Source organism: Bacillus sp. V26, assembly GCF_034296245.1.
Taxonomy (GTDB): Bacteria; Bacillota; Bacilli; order Bacillales; family Bacillaceae; genus Bacillus; species Bacillus halotolerans.
Map to the genome: position 1 here is coordinate 215,424 of NZ_JAXKQF010000003.1, position 26,440 is coordinate 241,863.

29 protein-coding genes and 1 pseudogene are annotated in these 26,440 nt (G+C 44.8%); 12 read left to right on the forward strand and 18 right to left on the reverse strand.

The window, feature by feature from the left end; genetic code table 11:
• The first annotated feature begins 38 nt into the window (after positions 1-38).
• The 5 genes from UJ203_RS11845 to UJ203_RS11865 all read left to right on the forward strand — a co-directional run bounded on the left by UJ203_RS11845 (position 39) and on the right by UJ203_RS11865 (position 4,832).
• Positions 39-2,126 (forward strand): BglG family transcription antiterminator, encoded by a 2,088-nt coding sequence (locus tag UJ203_RS11845; RefSeq protein WP_322011005.1) that lies wholly within the window; start codon positions 39-41, stop codon positions 2,124-2,126.
• A gap of 11 nt (positions 2,127-2,137) precedes the next feature.
• Positions 2,138-2,404, forward strand: coding sequence for a PTS sugar transporter subunit IIB (locus UJ203_RS11850; RefSeq protein ID WP_024123087.1), 267 nt, complete (start codon positions 2,138-2,140; stop codon positions 2,402-2,404).
• Between the two features lie 33 nt (positions 2,405-2,437).
• Positions 2,438-3,703 carry a PTS ascorbate transporter subunit IIC gene (locus tag UJ203_RS11855; protein ID WP_322011009.1) on the forward strand — a complete coding sequence of 422 codons (1,266 nt, stop codon included), beginning with the start codon at positions 2,438-2,440 and terminating at the stop codon, positions 3,701-3,703.
• A gap of 15 nt (positions 3,704-3,718) precedes the next feature.
• Positions 3,719-4,417, forward strand: a complete 699-nt coding sequence (gene alsE, locus UJ203_RS11860; RefSeq protein ID WP_322011010.1) for a D-allulose 6-phosphate 3-epimerase — start codon at positions 3,719-3,721, stop codon at positions 4,415-4,417.
• 73 nt (positions 4,418-4,490) lie between these two features.
• Complete coding sequence (locus tag UJ203_RS11865; protein ID WP_322011011.1) at positions 4,491-4,832, forward strand: DUF4181 domain-containing protein; 342 nt, start codon at positions 4,491-4,493, stop codon at positions 4,830-4,832.
• 4 nt (positions 4,833-4,836) lie between these two features.
• Here UJ203_RS11865 and ggt read toward each other — a convergent pair whose 3' ends face one another.
• Entirely contained in the window at positions 4,837-6,414 is a 1,578-nt protein-coding gene (gene ggt, locus UJ203_RS11870) for a gamma-glutamyltransferase (RefSeq protein ID WP_322011013.1), read from the reverse strand.
• A 213-nt stretch (positions 6,415-6,627) separates the two neighbouring features.
• Between ggt and chrS the strand changes: the two genes are divergently transcribed.
• From chrS to UJ203_RS11885, 3 genes are read left to right on the forward strand one after another with little or no spacing between them, the layout of a single operon-like run.
• Entirely contained in the window at positions 6,628-7,104 is a 477-nt protein-coding gene (gene chrS, locus UJ203_RS11875) for a chromate efflux transcriptional regulator ChrS (protein ID WP_024123092.1), read from the forward strand.
• A 13-nt stretch (positions 7,105-7,117) separates the two neighbouring features.
• On the forward strand, positions 7,118-7,711 hold the full coding sequence (gene chrB, locus UJ203_RS11880) for a chromate efflux transporter subunit ChrB (protein ID WP_024123093.1): 594 nt from the start codon (positions 7,118-7,120) through the stop codon (positions 7,709-7,711).
• Positions 7,708-8,244, forward strand: coding sequence for a chromate transporter (locus UJ203_RS11885; RefSeq protein ID WP_095712855.1), 537 nt, complete (start codon positions 7,708-7,710; stop codon positions 8,242-8,244). Before chrB ends, UJ203_RS11885 begins: the two co-directional genes overlap by 4 nt.
• A 26-nt stretch (positions 8,245-8,270) precedes the next feature.
• Here the strand turns inward: UJ203_RS11885 and UJ203_RS11890 are convergent, their stop codons facing one another.
• Both UJ203_RS11890 and UJ203_RS11895 read right to left on the reverse strand, forming a co-directional pair.
• The gene (locus UJ203_RS11890; protein WP_322011016.1) at positions 8,271-8,495 is read right to left on the reverse strand and encodes a hypothetical protein; all 225 of its coding nucleotides are present in this window, start codon (positions 8,493-8,495) and stop codon (positions 8,271-8,273) included.
• Positions 8,492-9,037, reverse strand: coding sequence for a flavodoxin family protein (locus UJ203_RS11895; RefSeq protein WP_322011018.1), 546 nt, complete (start codon positions 9,035-9,037; stop codon positions 8,492-8,494). Before UJ203_RS11895 ends, UJ203_RS11890 begins: the two co-directional genes overlap by 4 nt.
• Positions 9,038-9,159: 122 nt before the next feature.
• Between UJ203_RS11895 and UJ203_RS11900 the strand changes: the two genes are divergently transcribed.
• Positions 9,160-10,041 (forward strand): LysR family transcriptional regulator, encoded by an 882-nt coding sequence (locus tag UJ203_RS11900; protein WP_322011020.1) that lies wholly within the window; start codon positions 9,160-9,162, stop codon positions 10,039-10,041.
• Positions 10,042-10,130: 89 nt separating this feature from the next.
• Here the strand turns inward: UJ203_RS11900 and UJ203_RS11905 are convergent, their stop codons facing one another.
• The 5 genes from UJ203_RS11905 to UJ203_RS11925 all read right to left on the reverse strand — a co-directional run bounded on the left by UJ203_RS11905 (position 10,131) and on the right by UJ203_RS11925 (position 13,918).
• Positions 10,131-10,844: an endonuclease V gene (locus UJ203_RS11905; protein WP_322011022.1), complete on the reverse strand. Its 714-nt coding sequence runs from the start codon at positions 10,842-10,844 to the stop codon at positions 10,131-10,133.
• Positions 10,845-10,975: 131 nt separating this feature from the next.
• A complete protein-coding gene (locus UJ203_RS11910) occupies positions 10,976-11,329 on the reverse strand; it encodes a hypothetical protein (protein ID WP_105990839.1) in 354 nt (117 codons plus the stop codon).
• Between the two features lie 12 nt (positions 11,330-11,341).
• Positions 11,342-13,207 carry a ribonuclease YeeF family protein gene (locus UJ203_RS11915; protein WP_322011026.1) on the reverse strand — a complete coding sequence of 622 codons (1,866 nt, stop codon included), beginning with the start codon at positions 13,205-13,207 and terminating at the stop codon, positions 11,342-11,344.
• A gap of 18 nt (positions 13,208-13,225) precedes the next feature.
• Entirely contained in the window at positions 13,226-13,486 is a 261-nt protein-coding gene (locus UJ203_RS11920; protein ID WP_105954069.1) for a YwqI/YxiC family protein, read from the reverse strand.
• Between the two features lie 9 nt (positions 13,487-13,495).
• Positions 13,496-13,918 carry a YwqH-like family protein gene (locus UJ203_RS11925; protein WP_322011029.1) on the reverse strand — a complete coding sequence of 141 codons (423 nt, stop codon included), beginning with the start codon at positions 13,916-13,918 and terminating at the stop codon, positions 13,496-13,498.
• A 329-nt stretch (positions 13,919-14,247) separates the two neighbouring features.
• On the opposite strand from UJ203_RS11925, the gene UJ203_RS11930 reads away from it, so the two are divergent.
• Positions 14,248-14,535 carry a hypothetical protein gene (locus tag UJ203_RS11930; RefSeq protein WP_322011030.1) on the forward strand — a complete coding sequence of 96 codons (288 nt, stop codon included), beginning with the start codon at positions 14,248-14,250 and terminating at the stop codon, positions 14,533-14,535.
• Here the strand turns inward: UJ203_RS11930 and UJ203_RS20910 are convergent.
• From UJ203_RS20910 to UJ203_RS11960, 6 genes and pseudogenes are all read right to left on the reverse strand, one after another.
• Positions 14,503-14,667, reverse strand: a pseudogene (locus UJ203_RS20910) (DUF1963 domain-containing protein); the annotation flags it as partial. The gene UJ203_RS11930 and the pseudogene UJ203_RS20910 sit on opposite strands and share 33 nt — an antisense overlap.
• A gap of 168 nt (positions 14,668-14,835) precedes the next feature.
• A complete protein-coding gene (locus UJ203_RS11940) occupies positions 14,836-16,158 on the reverse strand; it encodes a UDP-glucose/GDP-mannose dehydrogenase family protein (protein ID WP_322011031.1) in 1,323 nt (440 codons plus the stop codon).
• A 182-nt stretch (positions 16,159-16,340) separates the two neighbouring features.
• Complete coding sequence (locus tag UJ203_RS11945; RefSeq protein ID WP_322011033.1) at positions 16,341-17,105, reverse strand: tyrosine-protein phosphatase; 765 nt, start codon at positions 17,103-17,105, stop codon at positions 16,341-16,343.
• A 52-nt stretch (positions 17,106-17,157) separates the two neighbouring features.
• Positions 17,158-17,871 carry a CpsD/CapB family tyrosine-protein kinase gene (locus UJ203_RS11950; RefSeq protein WP_322011034.1) on the reverse strand — a complete coding sequence of 238 codons (714 nt, stop codon included), beginning with the start codon at positions 17,869-17,871 and terminating at the stop codon, positions 17,158-17,160.
• On the reverse strand, positions 17,861-18,607 hold the full coding sequence (locus UJ203_RS11955) for a YveK family protein (protein WP_024123106.1): 747 nt from the start codon (positions 18,605-18,607) through the stop codon (positions 17,861-17,863). The genes UJ203_RS11950 and UJ203_RS11955 overlap by 11 nt, the downstream gene beginning before the upstream one ends.
• Positions 18,608-18,830: 223 nt before the next feature.
• The gene (locus UJ203_RS11960) at positions 18,831-18,974 is read right to left on the reverse strand and encodes a hypothetical protein (protein ID WP_010332161.1); all 144 of its coding nucleotides are present in this window, start codon (positions 18,972-18,974) and stop codon (positions 18,831-18,833) included.
• Positions 18,975-19,177: 203 nt separating this feature from the next.
• On the opposite strand from UJ203_RS11960, the gene UJ203_RS11965 reads away from it, so the two are divergent.
• Entirely contained in the window at positions 19,178-20,788 is a 1,611-nt protein-coding gene (locus tag UJ203_RS11965) for an SWIM zinc finger family protein (protein WP_322011038.1), read from the forward strand.
• Positions 20,775-23,549 carry a DEAD/DEAH box helicase gene (locus UJ203_RS11970; protein WP_322011040.1) on the forward strand — a complete coding sequence of 925 codons (2,775 nt, stop codon included), beginning with the start codon at positions 20,775-20,777 and terminating at the stop codon, positions 23,547-23,549. Before UJ203_RS11965 ends, UJ203_RS11970 begins: the two co-directional genes overlap by 14 nt.
• Before the next feature lie 122 nt (positions 23,550-23,671).
• Here the strand turns inward: UJ203_RS11970 and UJ203_RS11975 are convergent, their stop codons facing one another.
• From UJ203_RS11975 to UJ203_RS11990, 4 genes are all read right to left on the reverse strand, one after another.
• Positions 23,672-24,529, reverse strand: a complete 858-nt coding sequence (locus tag UJ203_RS11975; protein ID WP_322011042.1) for a Cof-type HAD-IIB family hydrolase — start codon at positions 24,527-24,529, stop codon at positions 23,672-23,674.
• Positions 24,530-24,534: 5 nt separating this feature from the next.
• A complete protein-coding gene (locus UJ203_RS11980; protein ID WP_322011456.1) occupies positions 24,535-25,311 on the reverse strand; it encodes a DeoR/GlpR family DNA-binding transcription regulator in 777 nt (258 codons plus the stop codon).
• A gap of 227 nt (positions 25,312-25,538) precedes the next feature.
• Positions 25,539-25,880 carry a single-stranded DNA-binding protein SsbB gene (ssbB, locus tag UJ203_RS11985; protein WP_024123111.1) on the reverse strand — a complete coding sequence of 114 codons (342 nt, stop codon included), beginning with the start codon at positions 25,878-25,880 and terminating at the stop codon, positions 25,539-25,541.
• 77 nt (positions 25,881-25,957) lie between these two features.
• Positions 25,958-26,341, reverse strand: a complete 384-nt coding sequence (locus UJ203_RS11990) for a hypothetical protein (protein WP_024123112.1) — start codon at positions 26,339-26,341, stop codon at positions 25,958-25,960.
• Positions 26,342-26,440 lie beyond the last annotated feature (99 nt).

Genomic DNA, 26,440 nt, shown 5'->3' on the forward strand with positions numbered 1-26,440 from the left:
GCAGACTGATATCACCTGCACATAAGGAGCTGATGGGCATGCCTTTAGACCAAAGAAGATCAGCCATTCTTCATCAGGTTCTCAACACAACCAGCTATGTTACTTGCGGCGAATTAACGGAGCAATTAAAAATTTCAAGGAGAACACTGTATTATGACATTGAAAAAATTAACGGCTGGCTGAAAGAGACCGGACTGACACCGATCAAAAGAAGGCGTTCAGCAGGATTTTATTTAGAAGACCAAACGAAAAAAATGCTGACATCAGAAATGAAAACGCTGACAAATTCAAGTTATGAATATTCTCCCTCAGAAAGGCAGGCAAGAGTGATCCTGCGCATTTTAACGAGAAACAGACGGTTACTTTTGCAGAACTTCATTGACGAAAATCATGTCAGCCGCAACACCGCCATTCAGGATATGAAGCATATTCGCGAAAAGCTGAAGACATTCGGCATCGTTCTTTCCTTTACCAAAGAAAAGGGGTATTTCTTCTCAGGATTAGAGCTGCAAAAGCGAAAACTGCTGGCAGAATACGCAAATCAGCTCATGCAAAAAAGCAGCAGCACTGCGGCCGTTACCGATCTTTGTCCCGATCCGGCTGCTTGTGAACAGCAGATCCAAACCATGCGGTCTATGCTGCTGACTTTCGAAAAGCTTCTTCACATGAAATTTGCTGATCATGTTCTCGCGGGCTTAAGTGTGCACTTTACGTTATTTCTGATCAGATTAAAGGCGGGAAAAGAAATCACTCTAGAACAAGAAGAGCAATACGCCATCAGGCAAACGAAGGAATATGAAGCGGCCGTTCGGGCGGCGGCCGCGGAACTGCCGGAAAAAGCCTTTATTTCTGATCAAGAGATGTGCTACTTCACGATCCATCTGTTAGGGGCTAAAATCAGTCAGTTCCCCGCTTCAAGTCTCATTGCAGGTGAGCTGGATGTGATACATGATATCGCGGACAAAATGATTGTCGATTTCCAGCGTTACGCCTGCGTGCTTTTTCAGGACCCGGAAAATCTAAAAAAACATCTGGTGCTTCATTTGAAATCAGCTTATTACAGGATTAAATATGATATCACCCCTCATGAGAGTGATGTAGCTGCCTCCATCAAAACGAAATACAGTGATATTTTCTGCTTAACAAAAAAAGTCGTTCATCACCTTCAAAAAGAATTAAGAAAACCTGTCAGCAGTGAAGAAACAGCTTTTATCGCCATGCATTTCGGAGGCTGGATGAAACGCGAAGGGGTCGCGCCCTCACATAGAAAAACAGCGGTTATTGTCTGTCCGGGCGGCATCGGCACTTCAAAAATTTTGCAGAGCCAAATTGAAGATCTTCTGCCGAATGTCGATATTCTGAAAACCGTATCAAGCCGTGTCTATGAAACCATGACGCTTGAAACGGATGTCCTGATCTCAACTGTTCCGCTGCCAGACAGAGGGGTGCCTGTGCTCATCGTTAATCCCATACTGAACAGCAAAGAAAAGATCAGCCTGCTGAAAAAAGTAGATGCGCTCTCAAACAGCGCTTCCCATTTCCACCCAAGTGTTCATGACATCATGAGCATCATCGAAAAACATGCAGAAGGCATTCATAAAACAGAGCTGATGCAAGAACTGACCGAGTATTTAGGACAGCCGCACAAACATGAAAAGGAGGCGAACCGCAAACCAATGCTTGCTGAATTAATGACACCTAACCATATAACGATGGCCGACTCTGCCCCCTGTTGGGAGGATGCCGTCCGCATGGCGGCAAAGCCGCTTTTGGATGACGGGTCTGTTACCCCGCAATACGTCGATGCCATGATTGCCACGATTCAGACACTGGGCCCATATATCGTCATTACGCCGAATGTAGCCATCCCGCACGCGAGGCCTGAAGACGGTGTGAATCAAATCGGCATAAGCTTTCTGAGACTGAACCAAGCCGTTTCCTTTTCAGACCGGCCCGAGCATTCAGTCCAGCTGATTATCGTGCTCGCGGCAATCGACAATGACACCCATTTGAAAGCCCTCTCCCAGCTCACGAATATGCTGGGTGATCCGGAAAACATTCAATTGCTGATTAACGCTCAATCGGCAGAAGATGTGCTGCCAATGATTCAAAAATACTCAAACTAGGAGTGATTCAAATGAAAAAAATCTTAATTGTTTGCGGAAACGGACTTGGATCAAGCTTTATTGTTGAAATGAATGTGAAAAAAATCATTGATGAACTGAACATCAGCGCTGATGTTACACATACAGACCTCACTTCAAGCAAAACGGAGCAAGCGGATCTGTATCTAGGATCAGCCGATATTGTGTCAGGTCTTGACGATGGAACGCGTAACGTTGTCGGACTCAAAAACCTGCTGGACCAGAAAGAAATCAAAGAAGCCATCCTTACCAACTTGTAACACACAAAAACATAGACGACGGGGGTGCATCTGATGCTTGATTTTTTGATTAACGATTTCCTGGGAACTCCTGCTATTTTAATTGGACTTTTTGCCTTAGCCGGTCTGCTTCTGCAAAAGAAAAAAAACGCTGCGGATACCGTATCGGGCACACTGAAAACGGCAATGGGATTCGTCATTCTCAGCGCCGGGGCGGCGATTGTCTCAAATTCACTAGCCGTGTTCGGCAGCATGTTCGAAAAAGCATTTCACATTAAAGGCGTCGTACCAAATACAGATGCAATATCAGCCATTGCTCAAAAAACGTTTGGTACGGAAACGGCACTCATTATGATCTTCGGAATGATTGTTAACATATTGCTGGCGCGTCTCACGCCATTTAAATATATTTTCTTAACCGGCCATCATATTCTCTACATGGCTTCATTGATCTCCGCCGTGCTGATTACCGGCGGCATCAGCGGTGTTCCTCTCATTGCTGCGGGCGCCATTATTCTTGGGGGGCTAATGGTGCTGTCACCCGCCATCCTTCAGCCGTACACAAAAAAAATTTCAGGAAGCGATGATCTCGCTCTCGGCCATTTCGGTTCTGCCGGCTATTTTATTGCTGGATTCATCGGCAAACATGCGGGCAATCCATCTCATTCGACTGAGGATATCAAAGTTCCGAAATCATTAGGATTTCTGCGGGATACGTCAGTCTCCATTTCTTTAACGATGGCACTCCTTTTCTTTATTGTTGCTCCTTTCGCCGGAAAGGATTTTATTGAATCATCGTTGAGCGGCGGAAGCCATTTTCTCGTTTATTCCTTTATGCAGGCCATTACGTTCGCTGCTGGGGTATATGTCATCTTGGCGGGGGTTCGGATGGTAATCGCGGAAATTGTCCCTGCTTTTAAAGGCATCGCAGAGAAGCTAGTGAAAGGCGCCAAACCCGCTCTTGACTGTCCGACGGTTTTTCCTTTTGCGCCAAACGCTGTGATTATCGGATTTTTATCCAGCTTCCTGGCGGGTATTGTGTCCATTTTTCTTCTTCCAGTCTTCGGTCTCAGTGTTATTGTCCCGGGACTTGTACCGCATTTCTTTACAGGAGCGGCGGCGGGAGTTTACGGAAATGCAACCGGCGGAGTGCGGGGGGCTGTACTCGGTGCGTTTGCCAATGGCATTCTCATTTCTTTTCTGCCTGCGCTTCTTCTGCCGGTTCTTGGCTCGCTCGGATTTGAAGGCACGACTTACGGCGATTCAGACTTTGGCATTATCGGGATTCTTCTTGGCTGGATCATACAATTCTTCAATTAAAGTGAGGGATGCGTCATGAAACATTTATTTTCACCTTCTCTGATGTGTATGGATTTAACAAAATTCAACGAGCAGATCACCATTCTAAACAGCCGTGCCGATATGTATCATATTGACATCATGGACGGCCATTTTGTCAAAAACATTACGCTGTCTCCATTTTTCATCAGCCAGCTCAGAACGATGACAGCTCTCCCGATTGATGCCCACCTGATGGTTGAAAGGCCGGAGGATTTTATCAATATGACAGCAGAGGCCGGCGCTGATTACATTAGCGTTCATGCCGAAACCATTAACCGTTCGGCGTTTCGGCTGATACACAACATCAAAGATCATGGCGCAAAGGTCGGGATTGTATTGAACCCGGCCACTCCGCTAGAGTGGATCAGCCCTTATGTGCATTTGATTGATAAACTGACGATTATGACCGTTGATCCGGGTTTTGCCGGGCAGCCGTTTATCGCAGAAATGACTGGAAAAATCCGTGCGGCTAAAGAGTGGAGAGAAACAAATCATTATACGTATGCCATTGAAGTTGACGGCTCCTGTAATGAAAAAACCTTCCGCATGCTTGCGGAAGCTGGGAATGACATTTTTATCATCGGCAATTCAGGCCTCTTTGATCTCGATGAAAACACAGAAATTGCATGGGATAAAATGAAAACCATTTTTCAGCAGCAGACACATCCTGTAAAAATGCAACACCCGGAGTAATCCCCGGGTGTTTTTCTATGAAACATTTCCTCTCCCCCGGACGTATAAAGAGATGAGTTTAGGAGGGGTTAGTATGAGTACTCATTTTTGGCTGTTATTTCTGGTCATAGTATCGTTCAGCACAGCACTGCAATTTCTTATCAAGAAAAAGTTCGGTATCCATAAATCAGGCTGGCTGTACAAGCCAGTCAGCAGCACACAGAGATTAATAGAAATCTTTTTACTTATTTTGTTTGTTTTTTCTATGATCTTTTTCCCTGTGGGATATATGCTTCTTTTATTTTTTATTTCGATTGATTCTCTACGCTTATTTATAGAATGGAGGTATAGACCTGAAGATAAACAATATATGTACCACCTGATTGATGCTGGCCTGTTTCTTGCTCTCTTAATATACATAAGTTTATTTTTTTAGCTTGTCAAATCCCAACAGCCGCCCCATCCCCCCTTGGATCGGCTCCTCCCTGGAGAAAGCCCTCCTCATCCACTGCGATTGCTGCGGCGTGACCCATCAGCGGGTCATAATCACTGACTGTCTCCACGAGATGGCCGCTTTCTTTTAGCATGTCGACCGTCTTCTCTGCGATTCTGTTCTCAACTCTGAGACCTTCATAATCCTCGCCCCACGTTCTGCCCCATACCCAGCGCGGTTCGCTGATTGCCTGCTGAGGATGCATTCCATAGTCCAGCATTCTGGTGATAATCGCGGTCTGAGTCTGCGGCTGGCCTTCGCCCCCTTGCGTACCGTACAAAATCTTCGGTTTCCCGTTCTTACAGACCATAGCCGGCATCAGCGTATGGAAGCTACGCTTTCTCGGCTCAAGTGTGTTGACATGATTTTCATCCAATGAGAAAAATGAGCCGCGATTCTGCATGAGAATGCCTGTATCCCCGGCAGTAACAGCCGAGCCAAATTCAAAGTAAAGGCTTTGAATGAACGACACCGCATTGCCATCCGAATCCATCACAGCCGCATAGGCGGTATCACTGCCAATCGGTCTGCTTTCCGCCGGTTCAGCTATATAACCGATTTCTTCCGCCAGCTGCTTGGCGTAGCTTTTGTCCAAAAGCCTTTCCAGCGGAATATCAGCAAACGCCGGATCAGTCAGAACGGCATTCCGATCCAGAAAACTCTTTTTCAGTGCCTCCACGAGCACATGATAATAGGTAAATGAACCATGTTCAATTTGGCTGAAATCATAGTTTTCCAGAATATTCAGCGTCAGTAAACCCGTAAAACCTTGGGAATTCGGGGGCGCCTGATAGACGCTGTACCCCCGGTAATCACAGGATATAGGCTTCATCCACTCACCTCTGTGTGCTGTAAAGTCATCAAGCGTCATATAGCTTCCATTATGCTGTAAATACGAGACAATCCGCTGAGCGATATCACCTTCATAAAATGCGCTTCTTCCTCTTTCAGCAATCAGTTTCAGGCTGTTCCCAAGCTCTTTTTGCACAAACCGTTCACCGGGGACCGGTGCTTTGCCGTTTTTGGTGAAGATATCAGCAGTGTAAGGTGTTGACGCCAGCAGTTCAAGATTCGCCGCTGTATGCCGGCACTGATCTGCAGATACAGGAAAACCATTTTCAGCATAATTGAGTGCAGGCTCCAATACATCAGAAAGCGACATCCGTCCGTATGTCTTCAGCACGGCATCCCAGCTATCGACCATTCCCGGCACGGTAATTGCGCTGTCGATCCCCCGCAGCGGGATCTCATTTTTCTCCTTATACACGTCTCTCGTCACATTTTTTCCTGAACGGCCGCTGCCATTGTACACTCTTACCGCCTTTGTTTTTTGATGAAAGGTCAGCCAAAAGGAATCTCCTCCAAGCCCCGTCATATGCGGATAGACAACCGCCAGACAAGCGCTCACGGCGACAGCGGCGTCAAATGCGTTTCCTCCCTTCTCCAGAATGCGGTTTCCCGCTTGTGATGCGAGGTAATGCGGACTGACGACCATTTGCTTAGTGCCGATAATAGATCTGTTCATCACAAGTCTCCTTTGCAAGAGATTTTCTTCAGTATAGAGAGCCTGAGTTTTCGCATCTACTGCCCCGGAAGAAAAGCTGACGAACTTTCTCCTTTTCGTAAACATAAAAATATTTACTCGTTCATTGTGAAAATAAATTTAAATTATCTCTTACGAAACGAAACTTATATGATAAAATATTGACTAAAAGTCAAACGAAAGCAGGTGGAACAAATGGGCAATGAATATCAAATCCCCAACCTTGTTCTTGATGAGATAGACAAACAGATCCTTACCATTTTGCATGAGGAAGGAAGGATTTCTTATACGGATCTTGGCAAAAGAGTCGATTTATCACGTGTTGCAGTTCAATCACGTATTAATCAGCTGATTGAAGCAGGCGTTATTGAAAAATTCACAGCGGTGATCAATCCAGCTAAAATCGGCATTCATGTATCCGTGTTTTTTAATGTCGAGGTAGAGCCGCAATTCCTGGAAGAAGTCGCTCTAAAGCTTGAAGAAGAACCCGCGGTCACCAGCCTTTATCACATGACTGGCCCGAGCAAGCTGCACATGCACGGAATCTTCGCGAATGATCAGGAAATGGAAGAATTTTTAACGAAACGGCTGTATCCGCTTCAGGGTGTCGTCAGCGTTGATTGCCAAATGCTGATCAAACGGTACAAAAGCCGTATGGGAATGAAGCTGTAAAGGAGAGAAACGAATGAAAAACCACCCTTATCGGGATATGACGGCCGCAATGGTGCGCACCGGAATCTTAGGCTTCGGGGGCGGGCCATCGGTGATTCCGCTGATCCGCCATGAAGCGGTGAATAAATATAAATGGATAGATGATGATGAATTTGGAGAAATATTAGCCATCGCCAATGCACTCCCCGGACCGATCGCCACCAAGATGGCGGCATACCTGGGATTCAAACTAAAAGGCACGCTAGGCGCAATTGTCGCTACTCTTGCCCACATTTTGCCTACATGCCTTGCGATGGTTGCCTTATTTGCGGCTGTAAACGTCTTAAGCCACTCGGCGGTTGTCGCCGGCATGATTGGCGCCGTGACGCCGGTTATCGCCGTTATGCTCGGTATTATGGCATATGAGTTTGGACAAAAAGCGCTCAAAGGATTTGGCTGGGTCACCGGAATCCTGTTTTTTATCATCGCTTTTATCGGACTGCAATTGTTACAGATCAACCCCGGCATTGTCATTATCATATTCCTAGCATACGGAGCATTTCATTTTAAACTGAAAGACAAAATCACAAATAAACATTCAAAAGATAAAGGAATGTCCGCCTCATGATCGTTATGTTTTTATTCACAGCATTTTTTATCGCAAACGTTCTGGGATATGGCGGCGGCCCAGCCTCTATCCCGCTGATGTTTGAAGAAGTCGTAAACAGATACGGCTGGCTGTCAAACGACCAATTCTCTAACATGCTCGCACTTGCGAATGCATTGCCGGGCCCGATCGCAACCAAAATCGCCGCTTATGTCGGCTACAGCGCAGGCGGCTGGCCCGGCTTTCTGATTGCGCTAATCGCAACTGTTGTGCCGTCCGCGTTCGCGCTGATCGTCCTGCTGCGCATCATTCAGCGCTTTCGCCAATCACCTGTGATCAAAGGCATGACGCTGTCTGTTCAGCCTGTTATCGCTGTCATGATGCTCATTCTCACTTGGCAAATCGGCGCAGACGGCATCAAAGCCATCGGCTGGATTCAATCCTTAGTGATTGCGGGCATTTCCCTCCTTTGCATGACAAAATTCAAACTGCATCCGGCTTTCCTGATTATCGCGGCATTTTTATATGGGGGGCTTGTAGTTCCTCATTTATAGAAAAAAGCACCCTCAAAGGGTGCTTTTTATTTTGGGCCAGAAATGCCATTTGTCATATAAATTGCTTCTTTGCCTGCATCATTTTTGATCACGTTTTTGATTTGCAGCGTGTTTCCTGACATTCTGGCAAATTGCTTATCTTGAAACGAGTTTGTTTTGACGTGTATCCATTTCTCAGACCGCGGCATTTTCCAAGATAAAAAGAATCCTAGAATAAGCATTCCAACAATGACGGACAACAGCAGCTTCACACGGCATCACTTCTTTTCAATAGCCTGCCCGCAGTTTCTATTGCCTGCTGATCAAATATAATATCGCCGGGACGATTGCCTTCTCCCAGCACATAGCCTTCAAATGACATTCCCATAAAATCAAAAATGTGACCAAACTGTTCTATCAGCGGCAACCCCTTTATCTTTGGATTATCTCCTCCGGCTGCTATCACATATGCCTGTTTTGCCGACATTTGCTCTTTAAAATCAGGAAATCGCGGATCTCTCAACGTCTGTGACCAGCGATCAATAAACAGCTTTAATGTCCCTGACATGCCAAACCAATAAATTGGGGTGGCGAATACGAGAATATCGCATGGCAATATCCGTTCAATGATAGAATCGTAGTCATCTTGAACAGAACGGAAACCGCCTTGAGCGTGACGCAGATCTTCAATTGGCTGGATCTGATATTTCCGCAAATGAATGTATTCCGCATCGAATCCTTGAACAGCCTTCTCCGCGAGAAGATCCGTATTTCCGCCAGACCGCGTTCCGCCATTAATGACCGCAATTTTCATAAAGCATCTGCTCCTTTGTTTACGAATGATTTTCTTCATCATATAATGGATTCATCAATCAATACAGACGATTATTTCGATTAATTCAATCGGAAAAACCGATTTAGAAAGGAAGAGAACAGGTGGAATTGAAGCAGCTGATCACCTTTATTACGGCGGCAGAACATGTAAACTTCACCCTTACCGCCAAGATGCTTAATTATGCACAATCAAGCGTAACCTCCCAAATCAAATCACTTGAAGAAGAAATCGGGACTCCTTTATTTGAACGGCTCGGCAAGCGGCTCATCCTGACAGAAGCCGGCAAAACATTCAAATCCTATGCGGAGAAGATTATTGCGTTAACAGAAGAAGCAAAAATGGCCGCAAATCAAGTAAGAGAAACAACCGGAACCTTGAAAATCGGGGCGACGGAAAGCCAGTGCACATACCGCCTTCCGCCTATCATAAAAGAATTTAAACAGGCTTTTCCCCAAGTAAAGCTCATATTCAAACCGTATATTTCAAACGACCAAGCGAAAGAACAGCTCTTACAGGGCCAGCTAGATATCACATTCATCTTGGATGTAAACCGGCCGGATGACGCATTACACGTTGAATCTTTGATTCAGGATGAGATCAAAATGGTGGCTGCTAACGACCATCCTTTTCCTGCAGATTTACCAGTAACATTGAAGGATCTTCAAAACGAAACCCTTCTGCTGACAGAGGACGGCTGCTCATACCGCATGCTCTTTGAGGACGCCTTACACGACGCCGGTGTCTACCCTAACAAATTAGAATTTGTCAGCATAGAAGCCATCAAACAATGCGTGATGGCCGGACTTGGAATTGGACTATTGCCTGAAATGACAGTAAAAGACGATATTGCCGAAGGTCGGATGAAAGAACTCCACTGGCAAAACGACTGTCCCGTTTTTACTCAACTAGCATGGCATAAGGACAAGTGGATGTCTGCACCATTAAAGGCTTTTATCGATTTGACGCGGAAAACATTCAAATAAAACCTCTCTGCAAGGAAGACAAGGTTTTTGATAAAGCAGGAAAGCACACAGCATACAAAAAAACACTTGATGGCTTAGAGCCCCAAGTGTTACCCGTGATTTTTCTGATAAAACGTTCGTAAGACATGTGTTTCAAGGTCAGCCAGGCGGACAGGAATCGGCAGCCTGCTTTCTTTATTAAGCAGGCTCATCGTGATTTGATAGCTGCTTTCTAAATCAATGTTATGTCCGCAAGACAAGAAAATAGGCTTCACGTCCCGCCGCGTCCGCAGCGCCCGGCCATATACCTCGCCGTCAATGATAATATCTGTGTATGAACCGACTTCATTTTCAGGCATTACGAAATCACAGCTTTTGATTTTGAGATAGGTTTTCGCAATCCCAATTGTCGGCTTACCCAGAAAAAAAGCCGCATGGGTGGCAACGCCCATATGGTTGTAATGCAGATACCCGTTGCCATCAAACAAAAACACATCCGGTTCTGTCTCCAGCTTTTTGGCCGCCTCGATGATCAGCGGCAGCTCGCGAAACGCAAGGAAACCAGACACATATGGCACACTGATTTTCCCCATGCTGTGCACTTTTTCAATGACTTCTTTTGTATCAGCATCAATCACGATGATACTGCACACCCCGTATGGTTCGCCGTCCTGTTCCCAATAAGCGAGGTCGACGCCTGCGCAGGTGTTGATGGAGTCTGGGGTGATGGTAGGTGATAGGTTGATTTTATGTTTAAGGGATCTTTGTGTTTTTACAAATTCTTCTCTGTTTAGGTTGAAAAGATGTATTTGTTTAACATGCATCTAAAATCAATCCTACCTTTTGTTAACTAGTATCTGTTTTTTGTTGTATTCATTTCTCTTAAAAAATCCAGTTTAAAAACTTGCAACTTAGGTTCTGCAAACTTTTTTAATAGTTTTAATTAAATGATTAACTACATTTCATTATTCGTAACTTTGTTTAATATAAATTCTATATTTTTAACTATTTCATTATGGCTATTTGATTGAAACTCATACATGGGTTGATCCCAATCCTCATTTTGTATCATAACTAGTTGATAAAATCCATTAGCATCCGCATCTGGATACCAACCTAAATCAAGTAAGTAATTTTTACGAGTGTATGTTAATTGCAATAAATCTTGTGAAAAAAATAACCACTTTTCATCGTCTGGTGCTAGGTTTTTCGGATCAATTTCTCTAAAACTGTTTTGATTTATGGTCCATCCTTTTGGAATCCTTAAGGATTGTAAACTTATTTCTGGCATTTTTTTTATCTTTCTCATAAAAGCCTCCTATTACTTATCAATACCAAGTTGTTTTAAATACTTATCTAATCGACTTCCAGCAATCGGATGACCATGATATTCACCACCAGAAAACTCCGCTCTAATCCAGCTTGTTGGTGTACCTAGATCATAACCGACTGTTTTTCCTGCATCATAAATGAAATAATAGTTATTATTTCCATTATCAATAATATGACCTTTTAGAAGTGCCTCTTTTTCTAAAGCTTTGTTATTCACATCTGGTAAGTACTGAGCAGCTTTTTTACCTGTCATACTAAAACGTTTTGCTTCTTCAGGTGTTTTAGCCTTAACATGTTTATGTCCATGTGGAGTAAACGAAGCATTATTAAGCATGGTTCTAAATTTTTTACGACCATAATATCCATCATGTGCTACTTTATCGTGATTTTTAGAAATGTTAGGACTATGAGATCTTCCCTTACGGACGCCATCACTAACCATCTTCACAATCCCAAGGTCCTTCACAGCAGTCGTTTCAACATTTACACGAACTGTTGGAATTCCGTACGTAAAGCCATTCGTTGTTACTGGGCGTTCTGCGTACACGCGGACATTTGTCGGGACTTTGAATTGTTTTACTTTTTCGAGAGTCTTGTTTGCTTTTTGGACTTTTGAATGGGTTGCAAGCGGGATGCCTTTATTAATGTGTTTCGCCAATGCACCTGCGCCAACCAAGCTCAACGCCGCTTCCAGCGCACCCGTCTTTCGCTTCTCCTCAGACACTTTGTTTCCAAACATATCTTTACCTGTGACAGCTTCAGAGAATCCGTTTGACGCAACAAGGCCGTATGCGCCCATTTCTGTCATTTTGAGAATGTCTAAGGATTTGCCTGTTTTGTAGGCGTCTAAAGCGTGTTCAGCCGCGATAACTGCTTTTCCGGTTTTGTAGATGGCTTTTCCGCCTTTGAAGGCGCGGCCTGCCCAGCCGACGACCGGTATGAATCCGGCTGCAGCCATTGCTCCTGCTGTCACACGTTCTGCGGCGGAGAGTTTTTCTCCGGTAACCGGGTCAACGCCTTCGGTTGCTCTTTTATAATCATAATAGCCGGAGACTTCACCGGTAAAGGTGCAAATCCCGTCCCATGTTTTTTCGTACCACGGTTTGTTCGCTTCTTCTTCCGCTTTTTCCTGAAGCCGTCTTGCTTCGGCTTGCTGGGCTTTTGCGTCAATATAGGTTGTTCCCTGTTTTTCAACATCAATCACGCTTTTATAGACTTCATTGCTGTGGAAGGCTTTTTTGTCATAGTACATAGGGGATGCGCTTTTCCCATTGCTGGTGGCCTGCATAAGAACAGAATATTTGCTGAGCACTGCGTTGTCCAGAGATTCTAAATTTTGATATTCAGTGGTCAGGGATTCATCAAGCTTATCGACTGCCGTGATCGTGTCGCGTCTGATTTTCTGGGCATCGTCCATCTTATCTGCATAGTCGTCAAGCGTGTACATGTCGAGATCAATAATATCGCTGATGCCTGACAAAATAGAATCGATTTCTGCTTTATGAGCGGAGACAATTTCTGAGGCTTTTAAGTCTCCATTAGGGAGCTCATGATCCAAAAATGACGTCTCCACATATGAATCACTGAGTTCTTGATCTTTAATATCACCGGAAATGCCGTTTAAAAACGCAATTTGAGCAGAGACAAGCGTCAGCCAGCTGTCGGCGATTTCCGCCTGTCCCTGAAAAAAGTCCTTAATATTGTCCGCGCCTTTTCCTTTAAAATCGTCACCTAAATCAGCAACTTCCTGAAACGCCTTTTTTAGCGTGTTCAGCTGCTCTTCCAGCGTCTCATATTGCTTTTTTCTATTTTTCGCTTCATCGATTAAAGATTGTGATTCAAATACTTTACTCATCGCACTGCCCTTTCTCTTCTATTTTACTGCGATCGCCTCATCCTGCTCTTTCAGTGAATCAACATTATCCTTCGTATCCTCGATATTTTTCTGTACCGCTTTTTTATAATCTCCGAGCATGGTTTTGATGTTCTCCTCACGCTCATGATATTTTTTCGTGTAATCGAGGTTGTTTTTTCCATTGGATCCTGCTGCGCCGATTGATACGTCAGCCAACGCGTCTTTGACAGAATCCAATGTTTTGATGACTGTATCGTACTTCAGCTTAATTTCTGACATAAAAAAAGATCACCACCATTTCAGTTGACTAATTGTATTTCCTACTTCTTCCGCGAACTCTTCTCCCTTTTTAAGAAGATTTGCTGCACCATTTGCTATGACCAATTCTCCTGCATAAGTGGCTTTTTGGATTTCAAGATCTAAAATTTCACCACTAATAGACGCCATATAATCGCTATATTTATCATTCACAATCTTGAATGCTTCCGATTTTGCCTCTTCTCTTCCTTTATCAAAATCATCCGCTTTTGTTCCTGTCCAGTGCTTGCCCAATTCCGGTTTTACGATTTCTTTGATTTCAGTAATTGCCTCTTCTTGCAGTGTGTCTATATCCTTTTTTGCTTTTTTCAGCTTTTCAATCTTGTCTTCAACGTCTGAAATTTTTCCGTTAAGTGAACTTTTGATATTTGCTAATACACTTTCATAACCCATCTGTATCACCTCTTAATACTCAAAAAGTCGTATGGAGGGGCTGATGAAGATAGACTTTTCCATACTTTATTTCCATATATTATATTTTAAAATAGCCGGAAGGCGGCTTAAATAGGGTAAACGGCTTAATTTAGGCTTATAATGCTCCGAATACGAAGGTCTAAAGTCTCTTTTTTGTTCGTTATAAGGTCAATGCGAGCGTTTTATATGGTGACAAATTCTAAAGTCGTAGTCAAAAAGACACTTGAAAGAGGCAGATTTGATGATCTGTTCATTTTCTTATGTGGTAAAATCTTGTAAAGACTAAGAGGTGAAACGGAGGGATGACAATGAGTTTTTTCAGTCCGATGATGTTATTTTTCGTGGTTTTTCCTTTTCTGTCCTTCTTTGTATTTGGAATGGCAGGCACTTTATTGTTTAGAAAACACGGCCTTTGGTCAATGCCTCTTACAGTGCTCTGCTTATTGGTCATATTTATGTTCTGTATTGACTCAGCCTCACCTGATTTTATTGTTTGGCTTATTTTATTTCCGCTTCTGACCCTATTGGCGGCTATGGTGACCCTTTGGGATCAAAAGCTTGTATTAGCTGCAGTCCCCATTGTACAGAACGTTTGAAAAGTCTTTTCCCCTTACATCATCAGGTGTGATGAAAAAATTTGCGATGCCGACGTCTCCCCACAACAAATCAATATCATCGTCTGAATCAATTTGTAAAAGCATGATGGTATGTTCTTTATACGCGTATTCCAACCGAATTAATCAAAGAATTCCACTGTCCCCATGCCCGACTATTACTCAAACTGAAAATCTGTAGGCAGCACCCACTAGTTTCAAACAATAGGTAAACCTTAGCGAATATATCCATCGTATAAATACAAAAAAAAGACCGGCATCCCGCCAGTCTTTCCTTTACATCTATGACATTGTACCTGCCGGAACAACCGCTTTCCGGCCTACAGAATAGTATTCCACTCCGGCGGCGGCAGCCTCTTCTAATGAATAGCAATTTCGGCCGTCAAAAATCAGCGGCTGCTCCATCAAATCTTGATAATCTGCTAATGAAAATTGTTTAATCTCATCCCAGTCCGTTAAAATCATGACGGCGTCTGCCCCCTTAACGGCTTCCGCAATCGTTTTTTTGTATTCAACAGCCTGCGGCAAAATATGCTTCGCGTGGCTGACGGCAATGGGATCGAAGGCTTTGATATGGGCGTCTAGTGCGGCGAGGCGGTTAGCGATGACAATCGACGGCGCGTCTCTCATATCGTCCGTGTTCGGTTTAAATGACAGCCCCAAAAGGGTGATCGTTTTTCCCGTTACTCCGCCAAGCCTGTTCAGCGCTTTATCAACCAGCATCGCCTGCTGATTGTTGTTGACCCTGATGACCGATTTCAGCAGCTCAAAATCATGCTCGACATTGCCCGCAATTTGCACAAGAGCGTTCGTATCCTTTGGGAAACAAGAACCGCCGTAGCCAATGCCCGCTTTTAAAAACTGGCTCCCGATCCGCTTATCCTGCCCCATGCCGTATGCGACAGATTCAATATCAGCGCCGACCTTTTCACATATATTCGAAATCTCATTTATAAAACTGATCTTAGTGGCCAGAAAGGCATTTGAGGCATATTTGATCATCTCGGCGCTTCTGATATCCGTTTGGTAAATCGGGATATTGAGCGGAAGAAAGAGCTCTTCCAGTTTTCTGGCGGTGTCCTGATCAGCTGTTCCGATCACAATCCTGTCTCCATGAAACGTGTCATGGATGGCTGACCCTTCACGTAAAAATTCCGGGTTGGATGCGATCGATATGCTGACAGGCTCCGCAAGATGTTTGGTAATCAGCTCGTAAATCCAATCATTTGTTCCGACAGGCACTGTGCTTTTCGTTACGACAATCGCATCTCGCGTCACGTGCCGGGCAATACGCTTGGCCACATCTGTAATATGCTCCAGATTCGCATGTCCGTCGTTTTTTTGCGGTGTGCCGACCGCTATAAAAATAATCTCTGCCTGGTTTAAGCCTTTCTCGTAGCTCGTTTCAAAGCTCAGCCGCCCATCAGCTATATTTTTTCTCATCAGCTCTTCAAGACCCGGTTCAAATATAGGGGAAATCCCTTTTCTCATTTCTTCAATCTTGTGAGCGTTAATATCAATGCAAGTTACATGATGGCCAATCTCAGAAAGAGAAACACCTGTCACAAGACCGACATAGCCTGTTCCGATGACTGTTATATTCATTGTTTCCCTCCAACAGTTAAATTGCTGCTTTACAGCTTCCGTATTATCGTATGAGAATATCCTGACATGAATGCGGATGATCTCCCGGAAACAGCCTGTACAGATTTCTGAAATATAATTCAATCATACAATATACTATTATATCGTTCTCACAAAGAAAGTGGGGAAATGAGAATTGCAGATCAAAAGAGCCCGAATCGTTTTCTTCTTTTGACCGGCTTCGGTTCCTGCCTGTAAATCGCATGATTTTGCAGAAGAAGCTCAGCATTTTCTGTCAGCATATAAGAATATTCCGTACCGAATTCTTTCTCAAGAACACGGAGAGCCTCCTGATAGCGAAAGTCTCTTGTTTTCAGATTATGAGCATCTGAGGCTAAGAAGTGTATCAGATTGGCTTCAGCCAGCCGCAGCGAAAATGCTTTCATCTGTTTCCCGAAAACTCCTGCGAGGCTTCCGGTTGTCAACTGAGATGCCGCTCCTTTTTCTATAAGATGATACAGCAAGGACGGATTTTCGCGAATTTCGCTATTGCGTTCGGGATGCGCGACAACCGGAACGTATCCTTTCAGCTGCAAATCATAAAAAAGCTGCTCGGCATATCGCGGAACATGATCAAACGGAAACTCAATCAGGATATATTTCGTGTCATTCAGTGACAGCAGCCGCCCTTCAGCCAAATCCTGTTTCAAGTCCCCGTAGATTCTGATTTCCTGTCCCGGCAGTACGGTGAGCGGGATTTCCTCTTTCATTAAACGTTTGTTTAACAGGTCTGCCGCTTCTCTGACAGCGATTTGCTCGTTTTCATATGAACCATTCTTATGATGCGGGGTTGCAATGATGGTTCTGATTCCCTCACGAACAGCCGCCCTGGCCATTTCGATGCTGTCGTCCAGGTGCCTTGCCCCATCATCCATTGTCGGGAGGATATGGCAGTGAATATCAATCATTTCTAAGCCTCCTTTTTTCGCAAAAATAAATAACGGGCAGTATGCACGTTATTTATTTTTGTATGAAATTGTCTTCATGTCCGTAGTATCCGTAGTCAGAGTGCTTCGAGCGTTTCTTGCCGTTCATAATGGCTCCGAGAAGCTTGCTGTTGCACGAATCGAGCGCCTCTTTTGCTTTTGCGGCTTTTTCTTTTTCCGTCTTTCCGCTTGAAATAACCAAAACGGAACCGTCTGCGACGTTCCCTAAAATTTGTGCGTCTGCTACAGGGAGAATAGGCGGCGTATCGAAAATCACCATGTCATAGGCCGCACACGCTTCATCCGCAAGCTCCTCCATCCACTTGGAGGAAAGCAGCTCGGCCGGATTCGGCGGGATCGGGCCGCTCGTCAGCACATCAAGATTTTGTTCCTGAGACGTTTGCACAGCCTGTTTCAGTGAGGATTTTTTCAGTAAAACGGATGTTAAGCCTGTCATATTTTCTAGTTGAAAAGTGGTATGTACTGTAGGTTTTCGCAAATCTGCATCGATGAGCAAAACCTTTTTTCCCTGCTGTGCAAATACGACAGCAAGGTTAGCAGCTGTGGTAGACTTCCCTTCTCCAGGGCACGCCGAAGTGATCATCACAGATTTCATTTGGCGGTCCACTGAAGAAAATTCTATATTTGTTCGAATCGTTCGATATTGTTCTGAATTCATGGATTTCGGCTCTGTCAGCGCAATGACATTTTTGCGACTCCATGAACCCTTGCTTTTTCTAAGCGCCAAAATGTCCACTCCCCGCTTTATCAGATTGAATGCCTTTTAAGCTCTTCGCTGTTTTCTGTTCATTCGCAATGGTGGAAACCGTCCCTAATACCGGTATGTCCAGCAACGTTTCGAGCTGCTCTTCCGATTTGATCGTATTATCCAAATGCTCAAGCAGGAAGGCCAGCCCGATGCTTCCTGCCAATCCTGCCGCAAACGCGATGGCGATGTTCAGCAGCGGTTTTGGCGATACAGGCGACGGATGTCCGGAAACCTCAGCTTTTGACAGAATGCTTACGTTATCAACATTCATAATCGAAGTGATTTTGTCTTTAAAGACAGATGCGACAGTGTTGGCAATGTGAGCCGCTGTTTCCGCGCTCCCGTCTCTGACAGAAATATTGACCACTTGGGAATCCTGCTCGCTGGAAACAGTAATTTTTTCATTCAGCTCCTGGGATGTCATCGACAAGCCCATCTCTTTAATCACTTCGTCTAAAATAGCAGGGCTCTTAATGATGACATTGTACGTATTGATTAATTGAAGATTGGTTTGGACATCGTTAAATTGGACTTCTTTTTGGTCGTTTTTCGATTGATTGACCAAGATCTGAGTTGAATTTTCATAGATGGGTGTAAGTGCGAAGAAACTGATGAATCCGCCGGCAGCAGTCGCAGCTGCGGTTACAATCATAATCAAAAGTATGCGTTTTCTTAACGTTGATAGTATGTCTTTTAAACTAGTAGATTCTCCCATGATACCTCCAAATCAGCTTATAACATCCTTTTCCATACGATTATACAACGTTAAAACAGCATTTCTCCATCTTTTCACATGACAATATTCGACAAAAATTTACAATAACAGTTTTTCAGCTTCCATCTTGTAAGCGCTCTATTTATTGTCTTGCCAGAGCTGAATCTTTTTCTCCTTCCGGTCATTATTCAGAAAAAAATCCCGCTAAAAACCTGCGGGATTTTTATGTTGCGTATCCATTTTTAATATGAGAAATCAAATTTTCAAGCATTTCCTTTGTGGTCATCTCAGATGACTGCTCACCAATATCATGTGCATGCATCAAAATTTTCAGAAATTCTTCTTGATTCAATTTCTTTTCACTCATCATTTTATTCCTTTCAGCTTCCATTAAGTTGAAAACACGATTATTATATGATGCCGGCTCTCGTTTTGCAATCTCTAATACATCATTCGACACATCCCATTTTTTATGTCCTATTTTAGGAAAAACTTTTTCATGCCGTTGTGTTGCGATATAATAGAGAAATTGGATCTTTTTATTACGTGACTCGGTTAGGAGCGATAATCATGCTTCAGAATATGATTTCTAAAGACGATGTGCTGGCATCGGCTGAACAATTAAAAGAGCTTCTTCCTTACAGCGAGGAAAATGTTCAGCTGATCAAAAAAGCCCTTATTTTATATCGGCAGGATTCAGTCTATCGTTTACAAGCAGTGAGTCCGACGGAAGTTACGGCTTACGTGCAGGATGTTGTGCCTGTGCGGGTCACATTGAACTTATTTGTCATAGCCAAAAGCGGCTGTTCATGTCCGTCTGGGAGAATCTGCCGCCATAAGCTGGCTGTTTTTTTATATGTATATGCAATGTTTGAACGAGTGGGAACTTTTACAGAGCACTGGCTGGAGAGGGAAAAGCTTGAAGAAAGCAAAGAGCTCGTCCGGCGTCAATTCCAAGAGAAGGTGCTGCCTAATGAAGAGTCGCTTTCAAGCTGGCTTGCTTTTTTCGATTCAGAGTTTTCTCTTTGGCAGGCACGCACGGCTGAAGGCAGCCAAAACATGCAGGGCCTCTATTACGGCTATCTGTCCGCTTTGAAAAAGCATGCCCCGAACAAGCCGGAGCTGAAAAGCCTGTATCAGATTCATTCAGCGATCGCGGTGTGGCTTCGCATGTTTACATTGATTGAAGAAGAAAAACTGGACCCCGAGCATGATTTTTACTCCCTCAATCCTTATGTCGAACAGCTGATGGACACGATCTACAGCTCAATTGATAAATTAAAAACGTATGCGCTGTCGTTTGCACTCGATCCCTTTCTGGAGAAAACGCCGGATGTCATTCGGGATCTCTTATTGAAGGAAGATATTTTTCAATATGAACGCATCCGCATTTTCGGTGAAATTTGGAGTGCGCTGCTGCCGCGGCCGAAATGGGTGGCGCGTGAGCAAGAGATCCTGCAAAAAGAAGCCGGGCGGCGGTTTTCTCCTGAATTGCAATTCGGGCGTCTGCATTTAGAATTTTTGCAGAAACATGATGACGCGATTTTTGCGGAAACCGGCCAATTTCCGCCGGAAGCGCTGCCGTATACGTTCCAATGGCTGAGTGAAATCACCGCGAAAAAGGATTGGAAACGGCTCAAAGCATGGTACCTCCGGATTGAATCGATTGCGATTGGTTATACGAAGCTGGATAAGCCTTTTAAAGAAATTCGCGATGTGATTGGCGAGCTGTTTCTTCTGCTGAACGCGTATGTGAAGCAAACCAATGACCAGGCGCTGTTTGAACGCTATGCGGCAGGCTGTCTGCCGTATACTTTCACAGAATACAGCCATCATTTGTATGAGAAAAAGCGTTATGCCGAGTGGATCGAAATCCACAGCCTTGTTGGCTTTTCAATTTATGAAATGGATAAAACGATGCTCAAAGAAATCGCGTCGAGCGATCCCGAGGCCCTTATACCCGCTTACCACAGAGAAGTGGCCTTTTTTATCGACCAGAAAAACCGCAGCTCTTACAAGGAAGCAGCCCGGTATTTGAAAAAACTGCGGACGCTCTACAAAAAAGCGAAAAAACTGAAGGTATGGGAACGCTATATTCAGCAGCTGAGCTCACATTACAAGCGCCTGCGCGCCCTTCAAGAAGAACTGCAGAAAGGAAAGTTGATTGATGGCGAGTCTTAAAGAAATACTCATTCACGTCGAACAAATGGAAGACGGGTCATTTACGCTCTCAGCCTTTGATGAGAATGAGCAGCCCCTTCCCTACAGCCACATGAAAAAGCATTTGTTTCAATGGCACGAATCCTCATTTTACGGAACCTTCCTTGAGGATGTCAGCTTCATCGGGACAACCGCGGTTTTGCTTTCTCCATGGATGACTGTAGAGCTTCTCGGCAAAAACTCGTTCAACTCATTCAGCTCCGTGCAGCTTACAGAAGAAACGGAACCGCTGATTGAGGCAGCGTCCACCATTTACGAATTTATCGCGGACGGCGATTTCCTGCCTGACTACGAAGCATGGACAAACGGTGTTTTCCGCTGGAAGGATCGGGACAGCATTCTGGATGGCTTTACTGCGGAATGGTTTTCAGCCGCGGTGCAGGATTATATTCAATATGACGACGAACTGCGTGAAAAATGGGAAAATATCAAAGAAAAATCACCTGCGGTCACAACATTTCGCGGACATTTTCTGGATGAAGAGGATTTTCTCGAAGGCATCGGCTGGGTTGACGATCAAACCCCGTTTACGGTTGGCCTCCGCTTGAATGAACCAGACTTTGACGGCGATGACTGGAAAATCGAAATGTTTTTACGCGATAAAAAGAGCGGCGCGGTTGTATTTTTTGACGGGCTGAAAAGCCTCAAAAAATCGTGGCAGGCCTACAGCGATAAAATCGCACGCGAGCAGGACCGCTTTCATCGAACGGTTCCGTGGCTGTCATTTGATTCCGGCACCACGCTGATTTCAGAGGAAGAAGCCTGGATTTTCCTGACAGAGGCAAGTGAGACGCTTGTCGATATGGGCGTTGAAATCCTCCTGCCATCCTGGTGGCAGATTGTCAGAGACAGCAGCATGATGCTTAAAGCAAAGGTGTCTTCCGCCCCGCGCGGCGAGTCATTTGTCGGCATGAATGCGCTGCTTGATTTTAACTGGCGGTTTGCGACAAACGGCATTGAGCTGACAGAGGATGAATTTAACGAGCTTGTCGCGAGCAACAGACGCCTCGTCAATATTCGCGGGCAATGGGTGAAAATAGATCCGCAATTTATCAAACAGATGAAACGGCTGATGGAGAAAGCGGAATCAGAAGGGCTCCATATGTCTGATATTCTGGCACGCGAGCTGATGGATCAGCAGGAAGGCGGGCTTGAGGACTCAGACATCATGGATACATCCGCTTTTGCCGGTATTCAATTCGACCTGTCAAAACAGCTCAGATCACTTATTCGAAAGCTGACAACAGCGGAAAATCTGCCGGAGCATGAGGTCAGCCCCTCCTTTCAAGGCACGCTCCGCCCGTATCAGAAATACGGCATGAACTGGCTGCTGTTTCTGCGGCAAAGCGGTTTTGGCGCCTGTCTGGCCGATGATATGGGGCTTGGGAAAACCATTCAGATGATCGCCTATTTTCTTCATGTGAAGGAAAGCGGACGGCAAAACACACCGAATCTGATCATCGCGCCGACATCCGTACTCGGCAACTGGCAGAGGGAGCTTCAAACCTTCGCGCCCAATCTGTCGGTCGCTCTCCATTACGGCCCGCGCCGTCCGAAGGGTGAAGACTTCACCGGCTATTATGAAAACGCGGATGTTGTCTTAACCTCCTACGGGCTGTCGCATGCCGATTCTGAAGAGCTTTCTTCGGTGACATGGAACACAATTTGTCTTGACGAAGCACAAAATATTAAAAACGCGCACACGAAGCAATCACGCGCAATCAGAAAGCTGAAGGGCATTCACCATATCGCGCTGAGCGGAACTCCGATGGAAAACCGCTTGACTGAGCTATGGTCGATTTTCGACTTCATGAATAAAGGCTACCTTGGCAGTCTGACCGGTTTCCATAAACGCTATGTATTGCCGATCGAAAAGGACCGGGACGAAAAAAGAATCGAACAGCTTCAGCAATTAATCCGGCCGTTTCTGCTGCGGCGGACAAAACGGGATGAGGACGTCGCATTAAACCTTCCCGACAAGCTGGAGCAAAAAGAATTTATTCCGCTGTCAGCCGAACAGGCGTCCCTCTATGAGCAGCTGGTGAAAGACACTTTTGAACATATGACGTCACTGACAGGCATGCAGCGAAAAGCACTGATCCTCAGCATGCTCGGACGGCTTAAACAAATATGCGATCATCCCGCGCTTTATTTGAAGGAAGATCAAACCGAGCTGCTGGCCGGACGTTCGGTCAAGCTTGAAAAATTGCTTGAGCTGATGACAGCGATCCGCGCCCAAAACGAAAGCTGTCTCATTTTCACGCAATATATTCAAATGGGGAACATGATGAAGCGATTGCTTGAAAAAACCTTCGGCGAACCTGTGCAGTTTTTGAACGGGAGTCTTTCTAAGCAAGACCGCGATGCACTCGTTGAGAAATTTCAAAAGAAAGAATACCCGACACTGATTCTGTCGCTGAAAGCGGGCGGCACCGGGCTCAATCTGACAGCCGCCAATCACGTCATTCATTATGACAGATGGTGGAATCCGGCTGTTGAAAACCAAGCCACTGACCGGGCATACCGCATCGGGCAGGAGCGGTTTGTCCACGTTCATAAAATGATTACAACGGGAACAATTGAAGAAAAAATTGATATGATGCTTGAAACGAAGCAAACGCTGAACGACCAAATTATCCAAAGTGAAAACTGGATTACCGAGCTGTCTACAGATGAGCTCGAAGAATTATTTACATTAAGCGCCTCAGCGCAGGCACAATAACCACAAAAAAGCTGGCTCCTTAAAAGAGCCAGCTTTTTTCCGTTCATCGCCGTCACGCCGAATTTCACAGAATCCGTTACGCCGGTTATGTACAGGATGCACTTTTTTTCAAAAGATAAACCTTACAGCAAGTGCCGAATCATATGGGCAACGCCATGTTCATCATTGGTCAGGGTTACAGCGTCGGCTATCGCTTTGATGTCCTCCCGCGCATTGCCCATCGCTACGCCTTTTCCGGCAGCCTCCAGCATAGATCTGTCATTTAAGCTGTCACCCACGGCCACTGTTTCATTCATTGGGATGTTAAGCCGCTTTGCCAGCCTTTCCAGCGCCTGCCCCTTGGATGCCTTTTTGGAGGAAAGCTCAAAGTTATGATCAGCAGAGCTGACAAGTGTCAGATCTTTATCCTCCTGGTATCTTTTCCACCCGGCCTCCAGCTTTTCTTTGAAGAAAGAAAAGCCAAGAATGTTGTAAAAATCAATCTGTTTATCCTCCTCAAAGAGCTCTTGAAACGTGTCGATATAAGCGAAGCCCGATTGACTGTATTGCACCTCGGCTGCCTGCATCAGAACAGAAAGGTCAGCCTCTGGATTCGCACTTTTGACCCGGTCAAGCTCAACATCAAGGAGCTGCCTGCCGTTTTGCGGCGTATAAATAGCTGAGTCTGTAAAAACCTCATAATAATAGTTTTCTGACTCAAGCCACGAGAGAATGTCATACGCCCGTTTTTTATCGATTGTTTCCGAATGATAAAGCCTGCCGTTAGGGTCGTGAATGACAGCGCCGTTCGCACTGATGACCCACGTTTTGATCCCGAGCGGTTCAAAAATTGACACGACATCAAAATAAGCGCGTCCCGTTGATACAACAACCTCAATCCCGTCCCGCTGCGCCTGCCGCAGAGCATTTTCATTTTCTGAGCTTACTTGATGCTTGCTGTTCAGCAAGGTTCCGTCTAAGTCGATCGCAATCAATTTCACGTTTATCAGCCCTTTCTTTCATCCTGCTCTGTCACGAGAAGTTCGACGCCATTAAGGTCAAGCAAGTCGCAAAACGCCTGATCCGGCAGCCGGTCTGTGATCAAGAGATCAATTTCACTCAGCTCAGCGTACTGATAAAAACCGGTGCTTCCCAGCTTCGAATAATCCGCAAGGGCGATCACCTGCTTCGCCTGCTGAATCATTTTTCGCTTCACCAGCCCATCTTCTTCATGCGCGATCGTAATGCCGTGTTCCGAAATGCCGACTACACCGATCAGCGCTTTATCGACGTGATAGCTTGAAAGCTTTTCAATCACAGAGGCGCCGTACAAGAAACGGTGCTCCTTTTCAAGCTTGCCTCCGAGAAGATAGATCTCAATATCATCTTTGTCTGAGAGCACTTCCGCGAGATTAATGGAGTTGGTGATAACCGTACAGTCGTCTGCATTTAAGTGTTTAGCGCACGCCTGAACGGTTGTAGACGCGTCTAAAATAACCCGGTCGCCATTTTGGATCAGTGATGCTGCGAGTTTGCCAATTTTGTTTTTTTCCTCGGACACTGTTTTCAGCCGGCCGGAATACCCTTGGATTTTCTGGTGCACAGACGGCAGAATGGCGCCGCCTCTTGTGCGAATAATGGCATTCTGTTCCTCCAGCTTCACAAGATCCCGCCGTGCTGTATCTCTGGACACCTGAAGGAGCGTACAGATCTGCTCGGTTGTAATGCGGTTATGCTCCTTTAGATAATCCACAATTGCTACTAATCTTTCTTCTTGGTACACGCCCTCATTCCTTTTCATATGATGTTATCTTTAAGTAATTATAAGTTTTTATATATTAACAATCAATATTATTAAGTGAAATTAAGTAAAAATGCATCATAAGAACCAATTTTTCCTATCTCAAACAGAAAGAAAAAACCAGTCTGGTCGACTGGTCAATACAGAGGGGGATGATGCGAAGAAAAGTAATCGTGAATGGGATTTAAAGCGGGAGGAACAGGGGGATGTCAATCGGCAGCTTTTTCCCTAGGTTTAGGGTCCATAAAACGAACAGTATCAGCCATCACTTCAGTTACGTACACTTTGACACCTTCCGCATTTTCATAGCTCCTTGTCTGAATCCGTCCGCTTAGGCCGACGAGAGAGCCTTTTTGGCAATATAACGCCGTGTTTTCGGCCGTTTTTCTCCAAAGCGTGCAATTGACGTAATCCGCTTCAATTTCTCCTGAAGCATTTTTGAAGCTGCGGTTAACTGCAATCGTAATGTGTGTGACTGCCGCGCCTGCAGAAGTGTACCGAAGCTCAGGGTCTTTTGTTAAACGTCCGACAAGCATGACCTGATTGAACATTGCGATTCCTCCTCTCCTTGCGGTTACACGTATTGTAGATGATGCAACGAGAAAAGAAAAACGCTCAAAATCGCATTTCAGCCTCTGTTTTTATCTTTCGTTTTCATTTTTCCCTCAGCTAAAAACAGCTTTTGTTTTTTCCCTCTAAAGAAATATGTATTTTTTAAAAACCGGAAAAACAATTTAGATGTCAGCCAATGCTGCGTATTCATACAGACATAAGAAGAGCCGTCCCATGCAAACCACTGAAAGCTGAGTTTCTTTTCCGGGAGCGACAGCTGGATTTTGTACTGTTCCATCCCATCATAAGTTTCGTATAAAAAAATCATCCTCTCTTTCCTATATAGATGAACCTCAAAAATATCTTTACGGCTTAACATATAAGCTTCATTCGTTTGAATCAAACGCTGATCCGCCGGAGTGCCGTCAATATAAATTTCCTTTAAATGAAATCGATTCATACACACCTCTCCGTAATCCATAGTCAGTTACAGTATAATGAAAAAATAGAAATTATTAAATGTTGTGCCAGTACAAAATAAATTGTCCGCGGCATTACA